General features: G+C 66.0%; 18 protein-coding genes. 13 read left to right on the forward strand and 5 right to left on the reverse strand.

The genetic code is table 11. The features are described 5' to 3' along the window. The 8 genes from H3V53_RS24625 (at position 1) to H3V53_RS24660 (ending at position 11025) form a co-directional block, all read left to right on the forward strand. A complete protein-coding gene (locus H3V53_RS24625) occupies positions 1-213 on the forward strand; it encodes a hypothetical protein (RefSeq protein ID WP_336600190.1) in 213 nt (70 codons plus the stop codon). After that, positions 210-1235 carry an EamA family transporter RarD gene (gene rarD / locus H3V53_RS24630; protein ID WP_336600191.1) on the forward strand — a complete coding sequence of 342 codons (1026 nt, stop codon included), beginning with the start codon at positions 210-212 and terminating at the stop codon, positions 1233-1235. The genes H3V53_RS24625 and rarD overlap by 4 nt, the downstream gene beginning before the upstream one ends. 988 nt (positions 1236-2223) lie before the next feature. After that, complete coding sequence (locus H3V53_RS24635) at positions 2224-3177, forward strand: TerB N-terminal domain-containing protein (RefSeq protein WP_336600192.1); 954 nt, start codon at positions 2224-2226, stop codon at positions 3175-3177. After that, a complete protein-coding gene (locus H3V53_RS24640) occupies positions 3063-4364 on the forward strand; it encodes a tellurite resistance TerB family protein (protein WP_336600193.1) in 1302 nt (433 codons plus the stop codon). Before H3V53_RS24635 ends, H3V53_RS24640 begins: the two co-directional genes overlap by 115 nt. Next, on the forward strand, positions 4361-5671 hold the full coding sequence (locus H3V53_RS24645) for an ATP-binding protein (protein ID WP_336600194.1): 1311 nt from the start codon (positions 4361-4363) through the stop codon (positions 5669-5671). The genes H3V53_RS24640 and H3V53_RS24645 overlap by 4 nt, the downstream gene beginning before the upstream one ends. After that, complete coding sequence (locus H3V53_RS24650) at positions 5643-7877, forward strand: DEAD/DEAH box helicase (RefSeq protein WP_336600195.1); 2235 nt, start codon at positions 5643-5645, stop codon at positions 7875-7877. The genes H3V53_RS24645 and H3V53_RS24650 overlap by 29 nt, the downstream gene beginning before the upstream one ends. A 258-nt stretch (positions 7878-8135) precedes the next feature. Beyond that, positions 8136-9638, forward strand: coding sequence for an MDR family MFS transporter (locus tag H3V53_RS24655; protein ID WP_336600196.1), 1503 nt, complete (start codon positions 8136-8138; stop codon positions 9636-9638). Between the two features lie 271 nt (positions 9639-9909). Beyond that, positions 9910-11025 carry a porin gene (locus tag H3V53_RS24660; protein ID WP_336600197.1) on the forward strand — a complete coding sequence of 372 codons (1116 nt, stop codon included), beginning with the start codon at positions 9910-9912 and terminating at the stop codon, positions 11023-11025. Here H3V53_RS24660 and H3V53_RS24665 read toward each other — a convergent pair. Further along, the gene (locus H3V53_RS24665; RefSeq protein WP_336600198.1) at positions 10961-11914 is read right to left on the reverse strand and encodes a LysR family transcriptional regulator; all 954 of its coding nucleotides are present in this window, start codon (positions 11912-11914) and stop codon (positions 10961-10963) included. The genes H3V53_RS24660 and H3V53_RS24665 overlap by 65 nt on opposite strands. Positions 11915-12165: 251 nt before the next feature. Between H3V53_RS24665 and ampC the strand changes: the two genes are divergently transcribed. Beyond that, positions 12166-13350 (forward strand): class C beta-lactamase, encoded by a 1185-nt coding sequence (gene ampC / locus H3V53_RS24670; protein ID WP_419539567.1) that lies wholly within the window; start codon positions 12166-12168, stop codon positions 13348-13350. 53 nt (positions 13351-13403) lie between these two features. Here ampC and H3V53_RS24675 read toward each other — a convergent pair whose 3' ends face one another. From H3V53_RS24675 to H3V53_RS24685, 3 genes are read right to left on the reverse strand one after another with little or no spacing between them, the layout of a single operon-like run. Further along, on the reverse strand, positions 13404-14474 hold the full coding sequence (locus H3V53_RS24675) for a serine hydrolase domain-containing protein (RefSeq protein ID WP_336600199.1): 1071 nt from the start codon (positions 14472-14474) through the stop codon (positions 13404-13406). 49 nt (positions 14475-14523) lie between these two features. After that, complete coding sequence (locus H3V53_RS24680) at positions 14524-15846, reverse strand: MFS transporter (RefSeq protein WP_336600200.1); 1323 nt, start codon at positions 15844-15846, stop codon at positions 14524-14526. 58 nt (positions 15847-15904) lie between these two features. Next, a complete protein-coding gene (locus tag H3V53_RS24685) occupies positions 15905-17287 on the reverse strand; it encodes a M20 family metallopeptidase (protein ID WP_336600201.1) in 1383 nt (460 codons plus the stop codon). A 142-nt stretch (positions 17288-17429) separates the two neighbouring features. On the opposite strand from H3V53_RS24685, the gene H3V53_RS24690 reads away from it, so the two are divergent. From H3V53_RS24690 to H3V53_RS24700, 4 genes are all read left to right on the forward strand, one after another. After that, on the forward strand, positions 17430-18335 hold the full coding sequence (locus H3V53_RS24690; protein ID WP_336600202.1) for a LysR family transcriptional regulator: 906 nt from the start codon (positions 17430-17432) through the stop codon (positions 18333-18335). Positions 18336-18504: 169 nt separating this feature from the next. Next, positions 18505-18765, forward strand: a complete 261-nt coding sequence (locus H3V53_RS43700; RefSeq protein ID WP_419539568.1) for a Fic family protein — start codon at positions 18505-18507, stop codon at positions 18763-18765. 47 nt (positions 18766-18812) lie between these two features. Next, complete coding sequence (locus tag H3V53_RS43705) at positions 18813-19193, forward strand: Fic family protein (RefSeq protein ID WP_419539569.1); 381 nt, start codon at positions 18813-18815, stop codon at positions 19191-19193. Positions 19194-19419: 226 nt separating this feature from the next. Then, a complete protein-coding gene (locus tag H3V53_RS24700; RefSeq protein WP_336600203.1) occupies positions 19420-19878 on the forward strand; it encodes a hypothetical protein in 459 nt (152 codons plus the stop codon). A 102-nt stretch (positions 19879-19980) separates the two neighbouring features. Here the strand turns inward: H3V53_RS24700 and H3V53_RS24705 are convergent, their stop codons facing one another. Continuing rightward, positions 19981-21267 carry a hypothetical protein gene (locus H3V53_RS24705; RefSeq protein ID WP_336600204.1) on the reverse strand — a complete coding sequence of 429 codons (1287 nt, stop codon included), beginning with the start codon at positions 21265-21267 and terminating at the stop codon, positions 19981-19983. Between the last annotated feature and the right edge of the window lie 381 nt (positions 21268-21648).

Below are 21648 nucleotides of genomic sequence, written 5' to 3' on the forward strand. Positions count from 1 at the left end.
GTGCACGGCAAGGGGCTCGCGCTGAGCCTCACGCCCGGCGCCGCGACGAACAAGCGCATGTCGGACATATGGCTCGATCTGATCGACGGCGGCGTGCTGGCCATGCCGAATTCCGCTTCGCCGGATTCGCTGCGCCTGTCGCCGCCGTTGATCTTCGGCATGAACGAAGTGGAACTTCTGATGGATCGACTCGACGAGGCGCTACAGCCATGAACCCTAACGATCAAAAACAGAAAGAGGGCCCGGGCTATGCCGCGCTGCTTGTCGCGCTGTGCTGGTGGGGCTTGATGCCGCTGTACTACTGGCATCTGAAGGCAGTGAGCGCGCCGGAGATGCTCGCGCATCGCGTGTTCTGGTCGTTTGCACTGCTGTCGGCCGTGATTGCGCTCAAGCCCGCGCTGCGGCGGCAAATCGGCGGCTGGCGCACGTTCGCGCTGGCGCTGCTGCCGGCAATCCTGCTGTCGGGGAACTGGGTCGTGTATATCCTCGCGTCCGTCTCGGGCAATGCGCTGCAGGCGAGCCTCGGCTATTTCCTGAATCCGCTGATGTCGGCTGCGCTCGGCATCCTCTTTCTCAAGGAACGGCTCAACGGCCTGAAAGCGGCGGCGTTGGCGCTCGGCCTTGCGGGCACCATCGTGCAGTGCGTTGCGCACGGCGGTCTGCCCATGTTCGCGGTGATGCTGACCCTGACGTTCTCGCTGCTCGGTCTGGTCCGCAAGGTTTGGCCGACGCGCAATGCGATCGTCAGCACGTGGCGCGAGACGGTCGTGATGATGCCGCTCGCGCTCGGCTATTTCGGATTTCTCGCGTCGCGGCATTCACTGGCGTTCGCGTCGGCGGGCATCGACGCGGCCGTGCTGATGATGCTCGCCGGCCCGCTGACGGTCGTGCCGCTCGCGCTCTATGCGTACGCGATGCCGCTCGTGTCGCTGACGGAGTCGGCCGTGATGCAGTACGTGACGCCGACCGTCACGTTCATCCTCGCGCTGACGGTTTTCCACGAACGGCTGACGGCCATCGACCTGACGGGATACGGGCTGATCTGGTGCGGACTCGCGCTCGCCACCTACGCCACGGTGCGGCGTCGCCCGATCGCGCTGGCCGGGTCGGGCGCAGCGCCGGCACCGGTAACACAACGTGCGCAAAGCGTGCAGGGCGCGCAAGGTGTGGTCGCGGCGGGACAGAATGTGTCCCTCCGGCCGCGCACAAAAAGACGCCAGCTTCCGCTGGCGTGAATAGGTTCTGGCATTCCGAGGGCCGTCCAGAACCTGAGAGACGGTGCGAAAGTCGAACGTAACGCGTCGGACTTCCGATTCTGCGGCGCGCAAGCGCGATTCCGCGCGCGCGTGGCATGGGCTTGAGTGTAACCCCAGTTAGCAAAAAGAGCTTGCAAAATATGCGAATTAGTTAGGGCCGGATGGTGCGCTCGCGCACCAAGTCGTCTGTAAGCTTTGCGCAAAACAAGGCGGTACCGAACGCGCTGTCGGGCAGTCGCGTCGGCTACGCGGAACCGTTTTGGCGCCGCGGGAGCGATCCCGGAAAAGAACATATAATCAAAGGTCGCGGCCGCGATGGACAACGGATTTAGGGCGGTGCGGACGGGAGAGCAACGAGCCGGGCGAAGCAGTATCGGGAGGGCGCAGCCGTCGTCATCGGCGCGATGCCTGCATGGCTGGCGTCGGCCGTCCCTGCGCCGGACGGGCGGGTGCACTGGGCACTTCCCGTCGCTGCGGCGCCCGCCTTGGGGGCCGGCTAGTGCGGGTTCCGCTGGTTTTCCCGATGTTTCCCCGATGTTTCCCTGAAGCTTGCATCGAACGACACGTTGCGCTTCGCACCGCCTGTCGGGGGCGCAGTTCGAACCGCGTCGGTGCGTGTCCTCGCCGGCGGCCCAAGTCGGGCGCTTGGCGTGGCGGGGTTGCGTCATATGCCGCGTCGCGGTTTTCTTCCGGATATCACAGGGCTCGAAGGAGCCAGACTATTTCATGACAAGTTCTCCCGGCTCATACGAAGACGAGCCGATGGTATCGATCAGCACGGCGGGCGCTGCCGCCGACGCCTATCGCATCGGCCACGCGCCGGGCGGCGCGCGCACGGCTGCGCGCGTGGCCGCGCGCTGGGTGAGGCCGGGCGAGCGCGTCGATATCCACGATCTCACGATCGCGGGAGGCTTTTTCTACACGGGCGACGTGCTGGCGCTCTCACGCCGATTCGATCGAGGCGTGCGTGCTCGATGCGCGCTTCGACCTCGCCCGCGAAGCCGCCGACCCGGCGGCCGGACTCGGCAGCGTCGCGCTCAGCTATGGCGCGCTCACGCCGGAGCAGCGCCGCGCGTATCTCGAATGGCTGGCCTCCGAGCGCAAGAAATCGGACATCAACGCGGGCTACCTGTTCTTCTATCTGTACGGACTGGAGCGGCGCGTGCTCGTCGACGGCGCGGCGGGCAAGGTCGGCGCCGACGAATTCGACGCGATCGCGCGGGAATTGCGGCGCCTGCTCAATCTGGATGCCAACTACGGCTGGCAAAAGCACGTGCGAGGGCTCCTCGATTCGGTGGCGCTGATGGCGTCGCGGCACACGCGGATGTATCTGCAGCCGGCGCCCGACGGGCTCGCCACGGGGTATCAGGTGCCGCTGAACGTGCGCGTCGCGTTCGGACAGGCGGCGCTCGACCAGCATCCGCTGCCGGCCGACTGGGCGCTCGCCTGGGTCAAGCTCGATCCGATGATGGTGCGGCGCACGGCTGTCGCGCGTTGCCCCGAAGAATTCGACCGTGTGTTCATGCGTCAGTACCGCGACCGCTTCGGCGCGGGCATGCTGTTGCCGCAGAACCGGACGAAGCTTGACGCATCGCCGCAGCCGTCGTTTCGCGCGCTGAAAAGCGTGCCCGTGCCGGGCTTTCTCGTCGGTCTGCCCGACATCGCCGCCGTCAACGGCACGCGCAACAAGCTGCAACTGCTGATGCACGAAAGCGCCGCCGCGCTCGATGCGTACAGCCGCTATCTGGGCCGCTATCCGGAAGCGCAGGGCACGCTGGAAGCCACGCTGACGTTGCCGCCGGGCCTGTGGCCGCAGGCCACGCACGATGCCATCGGCTCGCTCGCGCCGACGTCGCGCACGAAACGGCCGTCAGCACGTTCGGCGCGGTGCTGGCGCGTTTCGGCTCGGGCGGCAAGATGACGCGCGACAAGGCCGTCGTGTTCGTCACGGCGCTGGCGGCGGCGGGCATCGCGATCGAGCCTGACGTGCGGTTGGGCGCGCGCACGCCGAAGCCGACCGACGCCGTCGCGCTATTTGCGGCCGAGCCTGGCCCGAATCCGCTATCCGTCGACGACGCATACGAGGTCGCGACCATCATCGTCGATCTCGCGGCAACGGTGGCGCGTGCGGACGGCGACGCCACGCAGCGCGAGCGGGCCGTGATCGAGTGGCAGATCGATGCGTGGCCGCATCTGTCGCAGGCGCAGCGCACGCGGCTCAAGGCGCGCAATCGCGTGCAGCTTGCGCAGCCCACGGCCAGCGCCGGCCTGAAAAAGAAGCTCGCGCCGCTGTCGCCGGACGTGAAGGCGACCATCGCGTCGTTCCTCGTGCATACGGCGAACGCGGACGGCGTTGTGTCGCGCGAGGAGGTTCGGTTGCTCGAAAAAGTCTACCGGCTGCTCGGCATCGATTCGCAGCGCCTGTACACCGATCTGCACCAGCATGCGAGCGGGGCGCCCGTTCCGGATAGCAGCGCGAAGGCCGGCACGAAGGCAAGCAGAAGCGAGCACATCAGCGAGCACATCAGCGAGCACAAGGGCGCGCCACAGCGCGCGGCTGCGAAGCACGAATTCGTGCTCGACGCCGCCCGCATCGCCGCGCTGAAGGAAGAGACGGCGCGCGTGTCGTCGATGCTGGCCGACGTGTTCGTCGAGGAAGCGCACGAGGCGCCCGCGCCCGCGCCGGTGTCGGCGCCGGTGTCGGCGCCTGTGTCGGCGCATGAACGACAGACGGTTCGACAGACGGTTGCGCACGCCGCGCAACAGGACGTCCTGCCGGCTGAACCGGCGGCTGCCGGAGAGGCGGTGACGCTCGCGCAGCAAGCGCCGCCGACGCGCGAAGCGGCCATGCCGGAAGGGCCGACGGATGCACCTGAAGCGCTGCTCGGGCTCGACGACGCGCATTCGTCCTTCCTGCGCCTGCTGGTGACACGCGCATCGTGGACGCGCGCCGAGCTCGCCGATGCCGCGTCGCATCTCGAACTGATGCTGGACGGCGCGATCGAACAGGTGAACGAGGCCTCGCTCGATCATTGGGACGAGCCGCTCACGGACGGTGATGATCCCGTCGAAATCAATCAGGAAGTCGCACAGAGGTTGGCTGCATGACAACGATTCGCCCCAGGGACCGCGACGCGGTCCTGCAATCCCTGCGTGCCGGCGTCGTGCCGCGCATCGGGCAACATCTGATCCAGGTCGGGCGCGCACGCGAACTCGAAGCCATGCTGACGGACGTCGAGCGCGTGGCGGACGGCGGCTCGGGGTTTCGCATCGTCGTCGGCGAGTACGGTGCGGGCAAGACGTTCTTCCTGAACCTCGTGCGCGCGATCGCGCTCGAGAAAAAGCTCGTCACCGTGCACGGCGACCTGAATCCCGACCGGCGGCTGCACGCGTCGGGCGGCCAGGCGCGCTCGCTGTACGCGGAACTCGTGAAGAACATGGCGACGCGCACCAAGCCCGAAGGCGGCGCGCTGTCCGGCGTGGTCGAGAAGTTCATCGGCCAGGCCAAGACGGAAGCCAAAGCGACGGGCCGCGCGAGCGACGACCTGATCCGCGCGCAGTTGTCGCAATTGACGGAGATGGTCAACGGCTACGACTTCGCCGACGTGATCGCCGCGTATTGCCGCGGCTTCGAGGAAGGCAACGAGAAGCTCAAGAGCGACGCCGTGCGCTGGCTGCGCGGCGAATTCGCCACGCGCACCGACGCGCGCCAGGCGCTCGGCGTGCGCACCATCGTCGACGACGCGAACATGTACGACCAGCTGAAGCTGCTGGGCCGTTTCGTGCGCCTCGCGGGCTACAGCGGCCTGATGGTGTGCCTCGACGAAATGGTGAACCTGTACAAGCTCGCCAACGTGCAGGCGCGCAACGCGAACTACGAGCAGCTTTTGCGCATTCTCAACGACTCGCTGCAAGGCACGGCCGAAGGGCTCGGCTTCGTGCTCGGCGGCACGCCCGAGTTTCTGCTCGACACGCGGCGCGGCCTGTACAGCTATGCGGCGCTGCAGTCGCGTCTGGCCGAAAACGCATTTGCGACGGATGGCCTCGTCGATTACAGCGGCCCCGTGATCCGCCTCGCCGCGCTCACGCCGGAAGACTTCTACGTGCTGCTCGACAAGCTGCGCCTCGTGTACGCGTTCGGCGACGCGAACAAGGCGCTCGTGCCCGAGGAAGCGATTCCCGCCTTCATGGCGCATTGCGCGACGCGTCTGGGCGACGCGTACTTTCGCACGCCGCGCACGACGATCACCGCGTTCATCAACTTTCTGGCCGTGCTGGAGCAGAACCCGTCGGCGGATTGGCGCGCGCTGATCGGCAGCATGGAGATCGAGCGCGACACGGGCGGCGCGGCGGACATCGTCAGCGACGCCGCTTCCGACAGCGACGATGAGCTCGCCAGCTTCCGGCTCAACTGATTCGCGCAGCTTCGACCTGCTCGACGAGCGCATTCGCCGCTGGATCTGGCGCGAAGGCTGGACCGAGTTGCGCGATGCGCAGGAACGCGCCGTCCCGGTGTTGCTGGACGCCAAACGCGACGCGATCATCGCGGCAGCGACGGCGGCGGGCAAGACGGAGGCCGCATTTCTGCCGGTTCTTTCTAACCTGCTGCGCGACGAGCCGTGCAGCGGCTGCGTGCTGTACATCAGTCCCCTGAAGGCGCTGATCAACGATCAGTGGCAGCGGCTCGACAACCTGTGCGCATCGCTCGACATTCCCGTGACGGGGTGGCACGGCGACGTGTCGTCGGGCCGCAAGCAGCGCTTCCTGAAAAAGCCCACGGGCGTGCTGCTGATCACGCCCGAATCGCTCGAAGCGATGTTCGTCACGCGCGGCGCCGCGCTCGCGGACACGTTTGCCGCGCTGCGCTATGTGGTCGTCGACGAACTGCATGCGTTCATCGGTTCCGAGCGCGGCATGCAACTGCAGTCGCTGATGCAGCGCGTCGATCGCGCGTGCGGCCGACGCGTGCCGCGCGTCGGGCTGTCGGCGACGCTCGGCGACATGCGGCTCGCCGCGGAATTTCTGCGCCCGCGAGGCGCGCAGGATGTGCAGATCATCGAATCGGGCAACACGGGGCAGGAACTCAAGATCCTCATCAAGGGCTACGTCGAGAAGCCGCCGCGCATCCAGTTCGAACCTGACATCGAACAACCCGGACTCGAAGACATGGTGCCGCTGAGCACCGTCGAAGTCGCGAATCACATGGTCAAGGTGCTGCGCGGCTCGAACAATCTGATCTTTCCGAACAGCCGCCGCCAGGTCGAGCTGTACGCCGACCTGCTGCGCCGCGCGTGCGAGCGCGACGGCTATCCGAACGAGTTCTGGCCGCACCACGGCAGCCTGTCGAAGGAGTTGCGCGAGCAGACCGAGCAGGCGCTGAAGGCGGGCGACCGGCCCGCGAGCGCCGTCTGCACGACGACGCTCGAACTCGGCATCGACATCGGCGCGGTGAAGAGCGTCGTGCAGGTCGGCGCGCCGCCGTCCGTGGCGAGCTTGCGTCAGCGGCTCGGACGCTCCGGGCGCCGGAAAGGCGAGGCCGCGATCTTGCGCGGCTACTGCGTCGAAGCGGAACTGCACAGTGGCTCCGATCTGTCGGACCGGCTGCGCGAGAGTCTCGTGCAGTCGGTGGCGATGGTGAATCTGCTGCTGCGCGGCTGGTTCGAGCCGCCGCGCGCGGGCGGCATGCATCCGTCGACGCTCGTGCAGCAGATCCTGTCGATCGTCGCCGAGCGCGGCGGCGCGCATGCGGGCGAGCTGTGGGACACGCTCGTCGCACAAGGCCCGTTCGGCGCAATCGACAAGCCCAGTTTCGCCGCGATCCTGCGCAGCCTGGGCGCGAAGGATCTGCTCGTGCAGGAAGCGGGCGGACTGCTGCTGCACGGCGTGGCGGGCGAGCGGCTCGTCAATCACTACGAGTTCTACGCGTCCTTCAGCGCCGACGACGAGTTTCGCATCGTCGCGGGCGCGAAGGTGCTCGGTTCGCTGCCCGTCGCGCGGCCGCTGACGGCCGGGCAGGGCCTCGTGTTCGGCGGCCAGCGCTGGCGTGTGCAGGAAGTCGACGCGGGCAAGAAAACCGTCTACGTGACAGCCGACCAGGGCGGCGTGCCGCCCGTGTTCGACGGCGGCGGCTCGCTCGTGCACGACGAAGTGCGCCGCGAGATGTTCAACGTGCTGAAGGATGGCGCGCCCGTCGTGTTTCTCGACACCACGGGCCGCGAGCTGCTCGAAGAGGCGCGGCGGTATTTCGCGTCGAACGAACTGGCTACGCGCTCGGTGTTCAGACACGGCGGCAACACGATACTCGCGACCTGGTCGGGCGACTGGATCAACGATGCCCTCGTCATGCTGCTGCGCGCCGAAGGACTCGACGCATGGAATCTGGGGCCGCTCGTGAGCGTGCGCATGGCGGGCGCGCAATCGCTGAAGGACACGCTGCAGCGCATCGCCGTATCGACGCCCGCGCAAATCGCCGACGCGCTGCGCGCGATCGGCAACATCGACAACGAGAAATGGGACTGGACCTTGCCCGACGACGTGAAGCGCAGCGCGTACGCGTCGCTGCGCCTCGACATGCCGGGTGCGCAGGCGCTGGCGCGCACGCTCGCGGCATTGGCTGACTGAGCTTTCCGTGCGCTTTCGCCGGGGCGGAAATCCATTCGGGCAGCGTGGATGCACGCACAACCAAGTGCAAGGGCGCGAATTAAGCGCTAGCATACAATTCTTTGGGCGCGTCGCCTGGCTGCGTCGAAATGCACGTCGAAACGCAAGAAGCCAGCCGGGTTTGCGCGCCGGCTGCGCATGGGCTTGCAAACGGGCCTGCAAATAGGTCTGCAAGCGGGTTTGCAACCCATCGCGCGCCGTACACAACGAAATCTCCCCATGTCGAACCACCCTCAGACGAAGCGCCATCTCGTCATCGCGTCGGTGATGGCGTCGATGGCGATGGTGGCCATCGAGGCCACCATCGTCTCCACGGCCATGCCGCAGATCGTCACGCAGCTCGGCGGCTTGCGCCTGTATAGCTGGGTCTTTTCATCGTTCCTGCTCGCGCAGACGGCGATGACCGTCGTGTTCGGCAAGCTCGCCGACCTGTATGGCCGCAAGCCGACCGTGCTGGTGGGCATTGCGATTTTCCTGATCGGCTCGCTCGGTGCGGGCTTCGCGTGGTCGATGCCGGCCATGATCGTGTTCCGGCTGATTCAGGGTATCGGCGCGGGCGCGATCCAGCCGGTGACGCTGACCATCGTCGGCGACCTCTATCCCGCCCGCGAGCGCGGCAAGATCCAGGGTTACCTCGCAAGCGTCTGGGCCATTTCCGCCGTGATCGGACCGATGGCGGGGGGCCTGCTGATCCGCGATCTGTCGTGGTCGTGGATCTTCTGGATCAACGTGCCCATTGGCCTGCTTGCCGCGTGCGGCTTCGTCTCGTATCTGCATGAAGAGAAGCGTCATCAGCGTCCCTCGATCGACATGCTCGGTGCGGTGCTGTTCACCATCGCGATCGGCGCGCTGATGATGGCGCTCACCGACGCCGGCTCGGAAAACGACGGCCGCGCGCTGTTCGAAGTCGCGCTCTTCGTGGTGTCGGGCGCGCTGTTCGCCTGGCACGAGCGCCGCGTGCAGGAGCCGATGATCTCGTTTTCGCTGTGGAGCCACCGGCCCATCGCCGCGTGTAACGCCGCGACCGTGCTGTCGGGCATGGCGCTGATGGGCCTCACCACATTTCTGCCGATGTACGTGCAGGGCGTGCTGCATCAGTCGCCCGTCGTCGCGGGCCTCGCGCTGACGATGATGATGGTCGGCTGGCCGTCGGGCGCGACTTTTGCCGCGAGATCGCTCCATCGTCTCGGGCTGCGGCGCATGCTGGTGGGCGGCAGCTTTTTTCTGCCGCTCGGCGCCGTGCCGTTCGCCGTGCTCAATCCGCAGAGCTCGCCCGTGCTGGCGGGCGTCGGCTCGCTCGTGATGGGCCTCGGCATGGGCATGGTCAGCGTCAGCTCGCTGATGCTGATCCAGGAAATCGTGCAGCCGCTGCAACGAGGCTCTGCAACCGCTTCGAACCTCTTTTCGCGCAATCTGGGCAGCACGCTCGGCGCGGCTATTTTCGGCGCGGTGCTGAACTTCGGCCTGAGCCATTTCAAGGGCATGTCGATCACCTCCGAACAGTTGCGCTCGCTGCTCGACGCAACGCCCGGCGCCGCGCAAGCGTCGCTTGCAGGCAACGACATGGTGCGCGCCGCGCTGCATCACTCGCTGCATCTGACCTTCCTGTCGATCTTCGTGATCTGCGCGGGTGCCGTCCTGTCGGTGATGCTGGTGCCGCCGATCAAGCTCGGCGGCCAGCCGCGCGAGACCCCGGCGGCCGCGCATCTGACCGAAATGTGATCGCCCGGCGCGGTTCGCCGCGCCTTGCGCCGCACCTTCCGACCAGGCACGCATGGCGCGGCCCTGCTGCGGGCCGCCGCTGTTTTTCCCTGCCTGCTGTTCCCCCCTCCTTTAGGGTAGGTTCTCCGGCTATCCTCCCGGGCACACTGTCGTCTGCAAGGTCGACGTAAGGTGTTGCGCTTTCGTCGGCCCGCGCATTGCATTCGAACAGTTCTGCTGCCGACGTTTTGAGTAGCGCGCGCGTCCGGCAGACGTACACAAGGGAGACAACATGCATTCCAGCAGGCGGATGATGGTCGGCGCGGCGCTGTTCGCCGCCGCGAGCGGCGTCGAGGCGCAAACCAGCGTCACGTTGTACGGTCTGGCCGACGTATTCGTCCAGTATCTGAACAACGGCGGAATGGGTTCGTGGTCGCAGCGCAGCGGCGGCAGCAGCGGCTCGAACTTCGGGTTGAAAGGCAGCGAGGATCTTGGCAACGGCGTCAAAGCCGTCTTCACGCTCGAAAACGGCTTCAACATCAACAACGGGACGTCGTTCGTCGATTCGACGGCGATGTTCTATCGTCAGGCATGGGTCGGGCTTTCGCACGACAGGTACGGCTCGATCTCGTTCGGCCGCCAGTATCAGCCGACGTTCTGGGCGATCTATCCCACCGATCCATTTCGCGCGAACGAGGTGCTGTCGCCGCTCGCCGCTGCCGCGACCGCGGTGGACCGCAACACGTTCGCCGTGCAGACGGGCGGCGGCCGATCGAGCAACGCGATGGTGTACAAAAGCCCGAATGTCGGCGGCGTGCAGTTGTGGGGCATGTATGCGCTCGCGGCGAGCGTCACGCAGCCGCTGCCGGCCACGACGGGCAATATGCTCGATCTCGCCGTCACGTACACCGGGTACGGCCTGTACGCCGCCCTCGCGTATCAGAAACAGCATCCGGGTCTGAAGACAGTTCCCGGTTTGCCGTCGGCGCTGCCGTCGCTGTCCACGGAACACTTCACGGGTGCGCTCGCGTATCGCGTGGGCATCGTGAATCTATCGTTCAACTACGTATATCACCGCCCCGCGGATGCGCCCGCCGGCTCGCTCGCCGCGCGGCTCAACGCAGCGCATCCGTTCAGCGTCATGGAGGCGGGCGCGACCGTCCAGGCCACGGCGGTCGACGCCATCCAGCTCGCGGGCATCCAGCGCGTCGCGCGTGGCGTGCATGACAATGCGTGGGGCGTGCAGCTGGGCGCGGAGCACAGTCTGTCGAAGCGGACCTTGATCTATGCACGCGCCGGCTACATCCGGAACAACGGCACGTCGACGATGAGCTGGCCGGGCGTCACGGTGTCGGGCCTCGGGAGGAGCCAGACGCTTGCAGTGACGGGTTTGGCGCATCGGTTCTGAGCGGGGCGTCGTCGCGTGCATCCGTGCATTCGGCTTCCGCCATGATCCATTGGCTGAACGCGCGCATCGCAGGTGTCGCGGGCTTCGCCTTTTGCCAGGTGAGCCAGTAGCTGCCCGCCTGCACGTCGATATCGAACGGACGCTCGAGCCGCCCCATCGACAGATCGCGTTCGAACATCGCCGACGGCGCGAGCGCGACGCCCGCGCCCTGCATCGCGGCTTCCACCATCAACCGCGACGAATCGAACACGGGGCCGCGCACGGTGCGCGGGGCGAGGCCCGCCGCGCCGAACCAGCTTGCCCAGTCGTCCGCGCGATAGGAGCGCAGCAGCGTTTCGCCTGCGAGATCGGCAGGCGTGCCCAGGCGTTGCGCGATCTCCGGCGCGCACAGCACGGATAGCGGCGCGTCGAACAGCTTTTGCGCGCGCGAGCCCGGCCATGTGCCGTCGCCGAAGCGGATCGCGAAATCGAGACCTTCGCTGGCCAGATCGACCAGGTTGTTGTTCGTCATCATGCGCAGTTCGACGAACGGATGCGCGTCGTGAAACGCCTTCAGGCGCGGCATTAGCCAACCGACGGCAAACGTGCCGACCGCGCCGACCGTCAGCACCTCGTGAAAATGCCCGCCTTCGAACTGCCGCAATACGGCTTCGATGCGGTCGAACGCGTCGCTCAGCACGGGGCGCAGCGCGAGCCCTTCGTCCGTAATCGCGAGCCCGCGCGGCAGGCGCTTGAAGAGCGTCGCGCCGAGCCGCTCCTCGAGCATGCGCACCTGCTGGCTCACGGCCGCCTGCGTGACGTTCAGTTCGAGCGCGGCGCGCGTGAAGCTCAGATGCCGCGCCGACGATTCGAACGCGCGCAGCGCATTAAGAGGCAGATAGGGTCGCATGGTCCGGTCATTAGATTTTCTGGGTCATCGGGCAATTTATCATCGTTTGTCAGGCGGCTTCGAAAACGCGATAGTGGCGGCTCTTCGAGCATGCACAACGCTGACACGGGGAGGGCGCGCCTTGTTCCGTGGCCGCGCGTGGGTTAGCTGGCGTTGCGGCTCGGACGCCTTGACCATGCGGCGCGGCCATCATCGGCGAACATTGACGCTCGTGCGCTTGCCGCCAAAAAACCGAACAGGAGAAGCAGCAGATGAAGTTGGCAACGACACGCGCGCGCATCGCCGCGATGCTTTGCGCGCTTTGTATGATCCCCGGCGCGAGTCACGCAGCGGGCGGCCGGGCGGATCATGTCAGACAGGCCGTCGATGCGGCTATCGAGCCGATGATGTCGAAAGACGGGATTCCAGGCATGGCCGTGGGCGTGATCGTCGACGGCAAGCCGCGCGTCTTCAACTACGGCGTCGCGTCGACGCAAAGCCGCCGGCCTGTCACAGGGGAGACGCTTTTCGAACTCGGCTCGGTGAGCAAGACCTTCACGGCGACGCTGACGGCGTGGGCCCAGGTCGACAACCGGCTGTCGCTGTCCGATAAGGTCGGCAAGTATCTGCCCGTGCTGCGCGGCACGCCGTTCGGCAGCGTGACGCTGCTCGATCTCGGCACGCACACGCCGGGCGGCTTGCCGCTGCAGGTGCCCGACGAGATCCACGACGACGCGCAACTGATGCGCTACTTCGCGGCGTGGCGCCCGGCCCACGCGCCGGGTACGTACCGCACCTATGCCAATCCCGGCATCGGCGCGCTGGGTCTGATCGCGGCGACCAGCATGCAGCAGGACTTCACCGTGCTGATCGAGCGGCGTCTTTTTCCCGCGCTCGGGCTGCGAAACAGCTTCATCGACATTCCCGTCGACAAGGCGGGCGACTACGCGCAGGGCTACACGAAGGACGGCAAGCCGATCCGCATGACGGGCGGCGTGCTGGCGCCGGAGGCCTACGGCGTCAAATCGACGGCTGCCGACATGCTGCGTTTCATCGCCGCCAACATGGATATGCTCAAGCTCGACGGCGCCTTGCAGCGCGCCATCACCGACACGCACAGCGGCTACTTCGACGCCGGTCCGATGACGCAGGATCTGATCTGGGAGCAGTACCCGTATCCCGTCGCGCTGAAGTCGCTGCTGGAAGGCAACGGCCCGTCGATGGCGCTCGACGCGACGCCCGTCACGCCGATCCGGCCGCCTCTCGCGCCGCAGCAAAACGTCTGGATCAACAAGACGGGATCGACGAACGGTTTCGGCTCGTATGTCGCGTTCGTGCCGGGCAAACGCATGGGCATCGTGATTCTGGGCAACCGCAATTTTCCGATTGCCGATCGCGTCGCCGCCGCGCACAAGATTCTGACGGCAATCGACTCACGCACCGACGCTTCGAACTGAGCCGCGCGGCATAGCGGCATCGCCCGGCTGCGCGCCATCCGGACGGCGATGGTCTACCGCGCACAGACGGCATCGATGGCCGCCACCATCTTGCCGAAGAACGCATCGGCGAACTGCGAATCGAGCCATCGCACGATCAGTGCAATCTTTCGCCCGGGTTCGATCCACATGAACGAGCTGCCCGCTCCGACGCCGAAATAGCTCGATTCGGGCACGCTCGGAAACACGCGCTGCGCGGCATTGAGCCAGACTAGGTAGCCGTAGTACGGCGCGAGTGCACATGGCGTGCGCATGCGCGCGATCCATTGCGACGACAGCACGCGGCGTCCATTGGCGAGTCCGTCGTCGAGCAGCATCTGCGCGACTTTCAGCTGGTCGTTCGCACTGACCGACATGCCGCCGCCCCAATGCGAGCCGCCCGGCACCGATTGCACCCGCTGGCCGCAAATCTCGACCCACGCATCGTGATAGCCGACCCACCGCCAGTTTTCGCTTGCGCCGACGGGGCGCATGATCGCCTCGCGGAACACGTCAGGCAGCGGCCGTGCGAACAGATGCAATAGCGCCAGCGACAGCTGGTTGATCCGCACGTCGTTGTATTCCCAGTAGGTGCCGGGCTGCCGCAACGGGCGCAAGTCGCCTTTCCTGCCATCGGGCGGCTCGCCGAACGTGACGGCGCGATAGTGGTCGGCCTGATCGGAGAGCCCGAAGCAGTGGCCCTGCCATTCGCTCGTCTGTTGCAGCAAATGGGTCCAGGTGATGGACGCGTTGTGCGCGTCGTCGAACCCGATGCCGCGCACGCGGGCGCAAACGGGTTCGTCGGGATCGGGCAGCAGGCCGCGATCGTGCGCAACGCCCGCAAGCAGCGCCAGATACGTCTTCGCGATGCTGAAAGTCAGATCGGCCCGATCCGGCTCGCCCCATGTCGCGAGCAGGCGACCGTCGACGGCCACGGCACCCGACACGGGTCCCCGATCGTGAATCGGTCCTCGCAGCGTATTCCACGGCGGCGGATCATTGACGTGCACGCCGAACTTGCCGTCGGCGTGGCGATCCCAGGCGGATTCGTGATCGATCGAGAACTGGATCGCTTTCTTCAGTTGATCCGGCAAATCGTGTTGCATGTGCGGCGCTTCCTTGCTGATGGACGTTCGAATCAATGAGACGTTCGAATCAATGTGCGTTCAGATGCTTGCGTGCCCAGACGAGCGTCAGCAGGCTCACGACGGCAGCCAGCATCAGATACAGCCCCGGCGCCAGATTGTTGCCCGTCGCCGCGATCAGCGACGCGACCGCGAGCGGCGTGAAGCCGCCGAACACCGTAGTGCCGATGTTGTAGCCGATCGCCATGCCCGTCGTGCGCGTACGGGTCGGGAAAAGCTCGGCCATCAGCGCGGGAATTGGCGCGAAGTAGGTGGCCTTCAGCAGCGCGACCCACGTGACGGCGGCGAGCAGCGTCGGCAGCGACGGGTGCGCGTTCATGAACATGAAGGCGGGATACACGGTCACGAAGAACAGCACGCCCGCGCCGAGCATGATGCGCGTGCGGCCGACCTTGTCCGACCAGTGTCCGACGAGCGGCGTGACGACCATGACGATCAGTCCCGCGGTCAGCGTCGCAATGAAGCCGGACGCCGCCGCGAGGCCGAGTTGCCGCGCCGCGTAGGTCGGCATGTAGAGCAGCATGTAGTTCGCCGTGGTCGTCAGCACCAGCGAGCCGATCGACACCAGCACGCGCGACTTCTGCGTCGCGAGCAGCTCGCGCACGGGCGAGTGCGCTTTCTCGATGCGCTCGAACTCGGGTGTTTCGTCGATGCGCCGCCGGATATACAGACCGACGGGTCCGATCAGCATGCCGAACAGAAACGGGATGCGCCAACCCCAGCCTTCGAGCTGCGGTGCCGTCAGCATGCCCGTCAACACCGCGCCGAACGCCGACGCGAGCAGCGTGCTCGCGCCCTGGCTCGAGAACTGCCAGCTCGACATGAAGCCGCTGCGCTGCGGCGCATGTTCGATCAGGAATGCTGTCGAACTGCCGAACTCGCCGCCCGCCGAGAAGCCCTGCAACAGCCGCGACACGAAAATGCCGATGGGCGCGAGGATGCCGATCGCGGCATAGGTCGGCATCAGCGCGACCATGCCCGTGCCGAGCGTCATCATCGCGATGGACAGCGTCAGCGACGCCTTGCGGCCCTTGCGATCGCTGTACGAGCCGAGCACGAGCGCGCCGACGGGCCGCGCCAGATACGACAGCGCGAAGGTGCCGAGCGTGAGCAGCAGCGAGACGGTTGCGCTGTGCATCGGGAAAAACAGCTTCGACAGCGTGCTGGCGAAGTAGCCGTACACGACGAGATCGTAGAACTCGAGCGCGTTGCCAATCGACGTCGCGATGATCAGGCGCGCGACGCCTGTACCCGCGTTCGTATCCGATGCGTGCTGCGCGGACGCGCCGTTCGGGCGGCCGTGGTGATGGGCGGTGACGGAATCCATGCTCATTGCGACTTCCTCATGCAAGGGTTGTCGGAGGATGCGGTGCAGTTGACGGCGGCTGACGCTACGCGGGCGGGTTCGCGCCCAGATCCCAGAAGAGCCCGGCCATGATGCGCAAGCCGTCGCGCACGACGGGGCCGAGCAGATGCTCGTTCGGCGCATGCTGCGAGCAACCGGGGTAGGAGTGGGGCACCCACAGCGTCGGCATGCCGAGCACGTCGGCGAATACGTCGTTCGGCAGCGTGCCGCCCAGGTTCGGCAGCAGCACGGGTTCGTCGCCCGTGGTCGCGCGCAGCGAGCGCAGCGCCCATTGCACCCACGCGTTGTCGGGATCGACGCGCGTCGCGGGCGCGCCGCGCTCGACGTCGAGTTCGACCATGCCGAAGCCGTGTGCGTCGAGATGGCGGCGCACGATCGTCTCCAGGTTCTGCCAGTCCGTGCCGACCACGAAGCGGATCTGCATGTATGCGATCGCCGACGGCGGAATCGCGTTGACGGGCTTGTCTGGGTTACCCGTGCGAAACGCGAGCACTTCCAGATTGTTCCAGCCGAATACGCGCTCGGTCGGCGTCAGGCCCGGCTCGCCGTAGTCGGTGTCGACCTCCGGCTCGCCCGGATTGCCGCCGACACCGATGTCGGCGAGCGCGCGCCGCACCGCGTCGGGAATGGGCGGCGGCCGCAGTCCTTCGACGAGAATCTTGCCGTTTGCATCCACCATCGACGCGATCGCGTTCGCCAGCACGACGCCGGGATTGCGCAGCAGCCCGCCCCAGTTGCCCGAATGATGACCGCCGTCGCGCAGCTTCAGTTCGAGCTTGAAATTGACCAGACCGCGCGAGCCGAGAAAGAGCGTCGGCCGATGCGCGGACAGGCGCGGGCCATCGGAAGCGATCAGCACGTCGGCGGCGAGTTCGTCGCGAAGCTGCATGCACAGCGCGTGCAGGCCCGGCGAGCCGACTTCCTCGCCCGTTTCGAACAGCAGCTTCAGGTTGAAGCCGAGCTTGCCGCCGCGCGCGTCGAGCACGGCTTTCAGCGCCGCGAGGTTGATACTGTGCTGGCCTTTGTTGTCCGCCGTGCCGCGGCCGTACCAGCGCTCGCCGTCGACGGTCACGTCCCACGGCGACAGGCCGTCGCGCCACTGCGCGTCGTAGCCGCGCACGACGTCGCCGTGGCCGTAGCTGAGCACCGTCGGCAGCGTGTCGCCCTCGAAACGATGCGCGATCAGAAAGGGGCCCGCGCCTTTCGCGGGATTGTCGACGACGCGGCACGCGAAGCCCCACTGCGTGAGCAGCGGTGTCAGCTCGTCGTCGAGATAGCCGCGCAGCCGCGCGCCGCTGTCGGCTTCCTGGCTTTCCGTGCGATACGCGACGCGGCGGCGCAGATCGTCGAGAAAACGGCCGGAGTCGTACTGGCTGGCCGCGGTTTGGATGGCGATGTCACGAGTCAACGGCGTTTCTCCGTGGTTCATGGAAACAGTCGAACCGATCCTGCGGCCGCCGATATTTCTGCACAATTACAATATTTGCCACGAATCGTTGCCGAAACGGCAAAGCGCGGTATGGCACAAGGCACAACAACGGGCACCCGGCATGGACAACACGGCACTGCGTTACTTTCTGGAAGTGGCGAGAAGCGGCTCGCTGAGCAAGGCGTCGGAGCGGCTCTACGTGGCCGTGTCGGCGTTGAGCCGGCAGATCGGCAAGCTCGAAGAGGAACTGGGCACGCCGTTATTCGAGCGGCGTCCGCGCGGCATGGTGCTGAGCGACGCCGGGCGCATGCTCGCCGAGCACGCACGGCGCAGTCTGCTCGAAACCGAGCGCGTGGTCGGCGAGATTCGCGGGCTAAGCGAAGGCGGGCGCGCGACGATCCGCGTCGCCAGTTCCGAGGGCGTTGCGCCGCATTTTCTGCCGCAGGTGTTCGCGCATTTTCTGAAGACGCATCCGTCGACGCACTTTCAGCTCGACGTGTCCGCGCCCGCCGTCGCGACGCAGCGGGTGAGGGAAGGCACGGCCGATATTGCCGTGTGCTTCAGCATCGCGCCAGAGAAGGAGATCAACGTGCACTACTCGCAGCGCGCGCCGATCTTCGCGCTGGTGCGGCGCGGCCATCCGCTTGCCGCGCGCAACGCGGTGTCGCTGAAAGATCTCACGCCGTGGCCGCTTGCGATGGACAACCAGGGCGTGACGATCCGGCAGTTGTTCGATATTTCGTGCAGTCTCGAAGGGCTGATCTTCGAGCCGATGTTTGTCAGCAACTATCACGCAGCGCTGCAAAGTTTCGTGCGTCTGACGGATGCCGTCACGTTGACAGGCTATCTGACCGTGCGCAGCCGGCTCGACGTCGATGGCCTGGCTGCTGTGCCCATCACGAATCCCGAATTGCATCAGCGCACGCTGCAGGTCCAGACGATGGCAGGGCGCACGTTGCCGCAGGTGATGCAGGTGTTTCTCGATCTGCTGACGCGGGCGATCGAGGTGCCTGAGGTTGTCGATTGACGGGGCCGGTGGCACGGCGCGGACAGCGAAAGCGCGACGCTATGATCTGACGCGTGCGCACGAGCGATCCGACGACCACTGCGCACAGAAAGCCCGATGACAACTCATCCTTCCCAGGCCATTCGAAGCCATCGATCACGACAAATCGACATTGGACGCAGCGCGTCCGTTGCCGAAACACTCGCTTGCGACATTGCGGGAGAAGCTCGCGTTGGAGTGGACGTATCACTCGAATGCTATCGAAGGCAATACGCTCACGTTACGCGAAACCAAGGTGGTGCTGGAAGGCATCACCGTTGGAGGCAAATCGCTTCGTGAACATTTCGAAGCGACCAATCACCGCGATGCCATCCTGTACGTCGAGGAACTCGTCGCAAAGCAGGAGCCGTTGTCCGAGTGGCAAATCCGTAACATCCACGCGCTCTTCTGAAGGGCGTCGACGACGGCGAAGCGGGGCGATATCGCCAGGAAGACGTCGTGATTGCAGGGGCAAGCACGACGTCGCCCGATTTTCTGCATCTGCCTGCGGAGATGGCATCTCTCGTCGACTGGCACAACCAGGCACAGGCGCTGCCTCCGATCGCACGGGCGGCCGAACTTCATACGCGCTTTGTCAAGATTCACCCGTTTGTCGACGGCAACGGCCGCACGGCTCGCCTGTTGCTGAACTTCGAGTTGATGAAGGCGGGCTATCCGCCTGCGATCATCCGGAAGGAGGACCGTCTCGGGTACTACGATTCACTGGACGAAGCCTGCGTGAGCGGCGATCACAGCGCGATCCCGCAGCTCGTCGCGCAAGCCGTTCAGCGTTCGCTCGAAACCTATCTGCATGTCTTGAGGTTGCGTGGCACACGCTGAAAGGTTGTCGGCCCAACATGTCCGAAACACCCGCGTCAGCCCGAACCCGACGACGGACACGATGGCCTGCGGCACCGACCATTCCAGCACCGTCAGCGCATCCCGGTCTGGAAAGGCGCGTTCCGGGTGCGGCGGAACGCACGTTTTGCCCTCGGTCGCTGCTGCGGCTGACGCAAAGGTCGCGCAGCTATAATCGCGCTCGAATGTGACCTGGGAAACCTGACTCGTGAAAAAAATCCATGCCTTTGCGCTTTGCGCGCTCGTACTCGCCGGTTGCTCGTCCGCCGAAAAGGAGCAGCGCGAGGCCCAAGCGTACGCCCGCAATGAAAGCGGTCTGGCCACCGCGCAGCACAACGCGACTGTCACGTGTGGCGACCAGGCGCAGTGCGATACGGCGTGGTCGTTGACGAAACGCTATATCGAGCAGCAATCCGATACGTCCGTCACACGTGCGGACGCCGTCGCAATCGAAACCGACGTGCCTTCCGGCTCGGGCAAGGTTGCATTTTCCGCAACCCGCATCGCGAACGGCACGGGTGCCACGCTGACGCTCTTTGCGCAATGCAGGGGCATGTACGGACCGGAGAACGCGAAGGGTTCGGATTACGACGACTGCGTCAAAAAAATCCTGAAAACGCAGAACGGCTATGTGACGTATCTGCGGACACACGCACCGGGGCAGTGAGTTTCGCGCGGCGGGTCGTTGCGATTTTTCGCAAGGCTGAGCGCAACATCAGCACGACTTGCGCGTAGCGGCGTCGAATGACTCGCTGTGTCGGCTGGATGGCTAATGCTGTCGAAACAGATCCTTCACGCTCGCCTGCCACGCGACGGGGGTCTCTGCTTGCGCGACGGGCGCGGCGGCGGGCGCGGGTGCCACCGGTCGCGGCGGCGCCGCGGGGACGGCGGCCGTCGCCGCAGTGTCTCTCGACGCGACAGTCGTCACTGTGGTCTTCAGCGGCGGCTGCGCGCTGACCGGCTCGTGCCTGGCTGGCTCGCGCAAGGATCGTTCGATCTGTGCGATCGCGTCTTCACACGGGTTACGTGCGCCGCAATCGGTGGGCGGCGTTTTCGTCGTGGCGTGCCGCTCCTTTTGTGCGCCCGGCGCCGCGCGTGCTGGAGCGGGCGCGGTGTCCTGCTGGGCAATCTGTGACGGCTGGCGCACGGGCGGCGGGGTTGTCCTGGCGAGAACCGGCTTGCTTGCGGGCTTGGCGGGCGCAGGCGGCGGCGCGTCGACGACACTGACGGCAGCGCGCGGCGCGGGGATCGCGGGCTTGCTCACGGGAACGTCCGCGACGCGGTCGGCCGCGGGTTTGGCGACGACGGGCTTCTCGGCGACAACTGGCTTTTCGGCTGCAACGGGCTTTTCAGCGACGACCGTCTTCTCCGCTACAACGGGCTTTTCGGCGACAGCGGGCTTTTCGGCGACAGCGGGCTTTTCAGCGACGACGGTCTTTTCTGCTACAACGGGCTTCGCGGCGACTGATTTGGCGATTGCCACGGAAGGCGTGGCGGTCGTGGTGACGGCTGCAGCGGCGGCTGTTTTCGCGGCGTCCGTCGTCATGGCGGTTTCGGCCGGTTTCGGGTCTGGCGGCGGTGCCTCGATCGGGCTGCGCATCGCGGTCGCGACGTCGGATGCAGGTTCCGCGGCCGGCAGGTGTTCGTGACGCCGCGCCTCTCGCGGTTCGCTGTGGCCCGCCAGATGGCGCAACCGGCTTTGCGCGGCCTCTCGTTGCGTCAGCGTGACATACGTGCCGAATGCAATGACGATGCCGAACAGCAGCGCCGCCACGCCCGCGCTCAGGCTCCAGTCGGGCTGCCCGACGTTTGGCTTCGCTTCGAGCAGTTTCGGTTTCGAGTGAAGCCGGATGATAACGAGCGGGCGCGTGACTTCCAGGGGTTCCTTCGAGTGGAATCCGAAGCTGCGCAGGGCTTTCCCGAGCGCAGTTGTCGTCGCTGCGCGCGCAACCGTGTGTTCTTCTGGCGGCGCGTCGTCGCCTGGTTCCGGCCCGGCGTCGGGCGCCGCATCGCATGGTTCGTCCGGCGTCACGGCACGTTTGCGATTGAAGGCCATGTCTGTTCTCCCGCACCGGCGACAAGGCAGGTGTGTGCATTCTTTTCATGGACGGCTGCGGGCGAGGGCGCCCGTCTCGACGCCTGGCGGCGTGTCGCGCGATCACACCGACGATCACCGGTAGCTGATGGCTTTGCTTTGCCGTCTATTCTTCATAATTTCCAGGAGGTCGTATGTGGGTCGCTGCACAGACTGATGAATCAGTTATGCATTAGCGCCGCTGGCACGCGCGACGGGCGCAACGCAGCGCGAGTCGATCCCATCTATTTGGGACCTACATGCTGTCAAAGCCAGATTCAAATGTCCGCTGTCCAGCCAAGTTCAGATGTCCGCTTTTGCGGGGTTAGAAATCTCTATCTCGGGGTTTCAACTCACGCAGTG

Source organism: Paraburkholderia bengalensis (assembly GCF_037126505.1).
GTDB classification, from domain to species: Bacteria; Pseudomonadota; Gammaproteobacteria; order Burkholderiales; family Burkholderiaceae; genus Paraburkholderia; species Paraburkholderia bengalensis.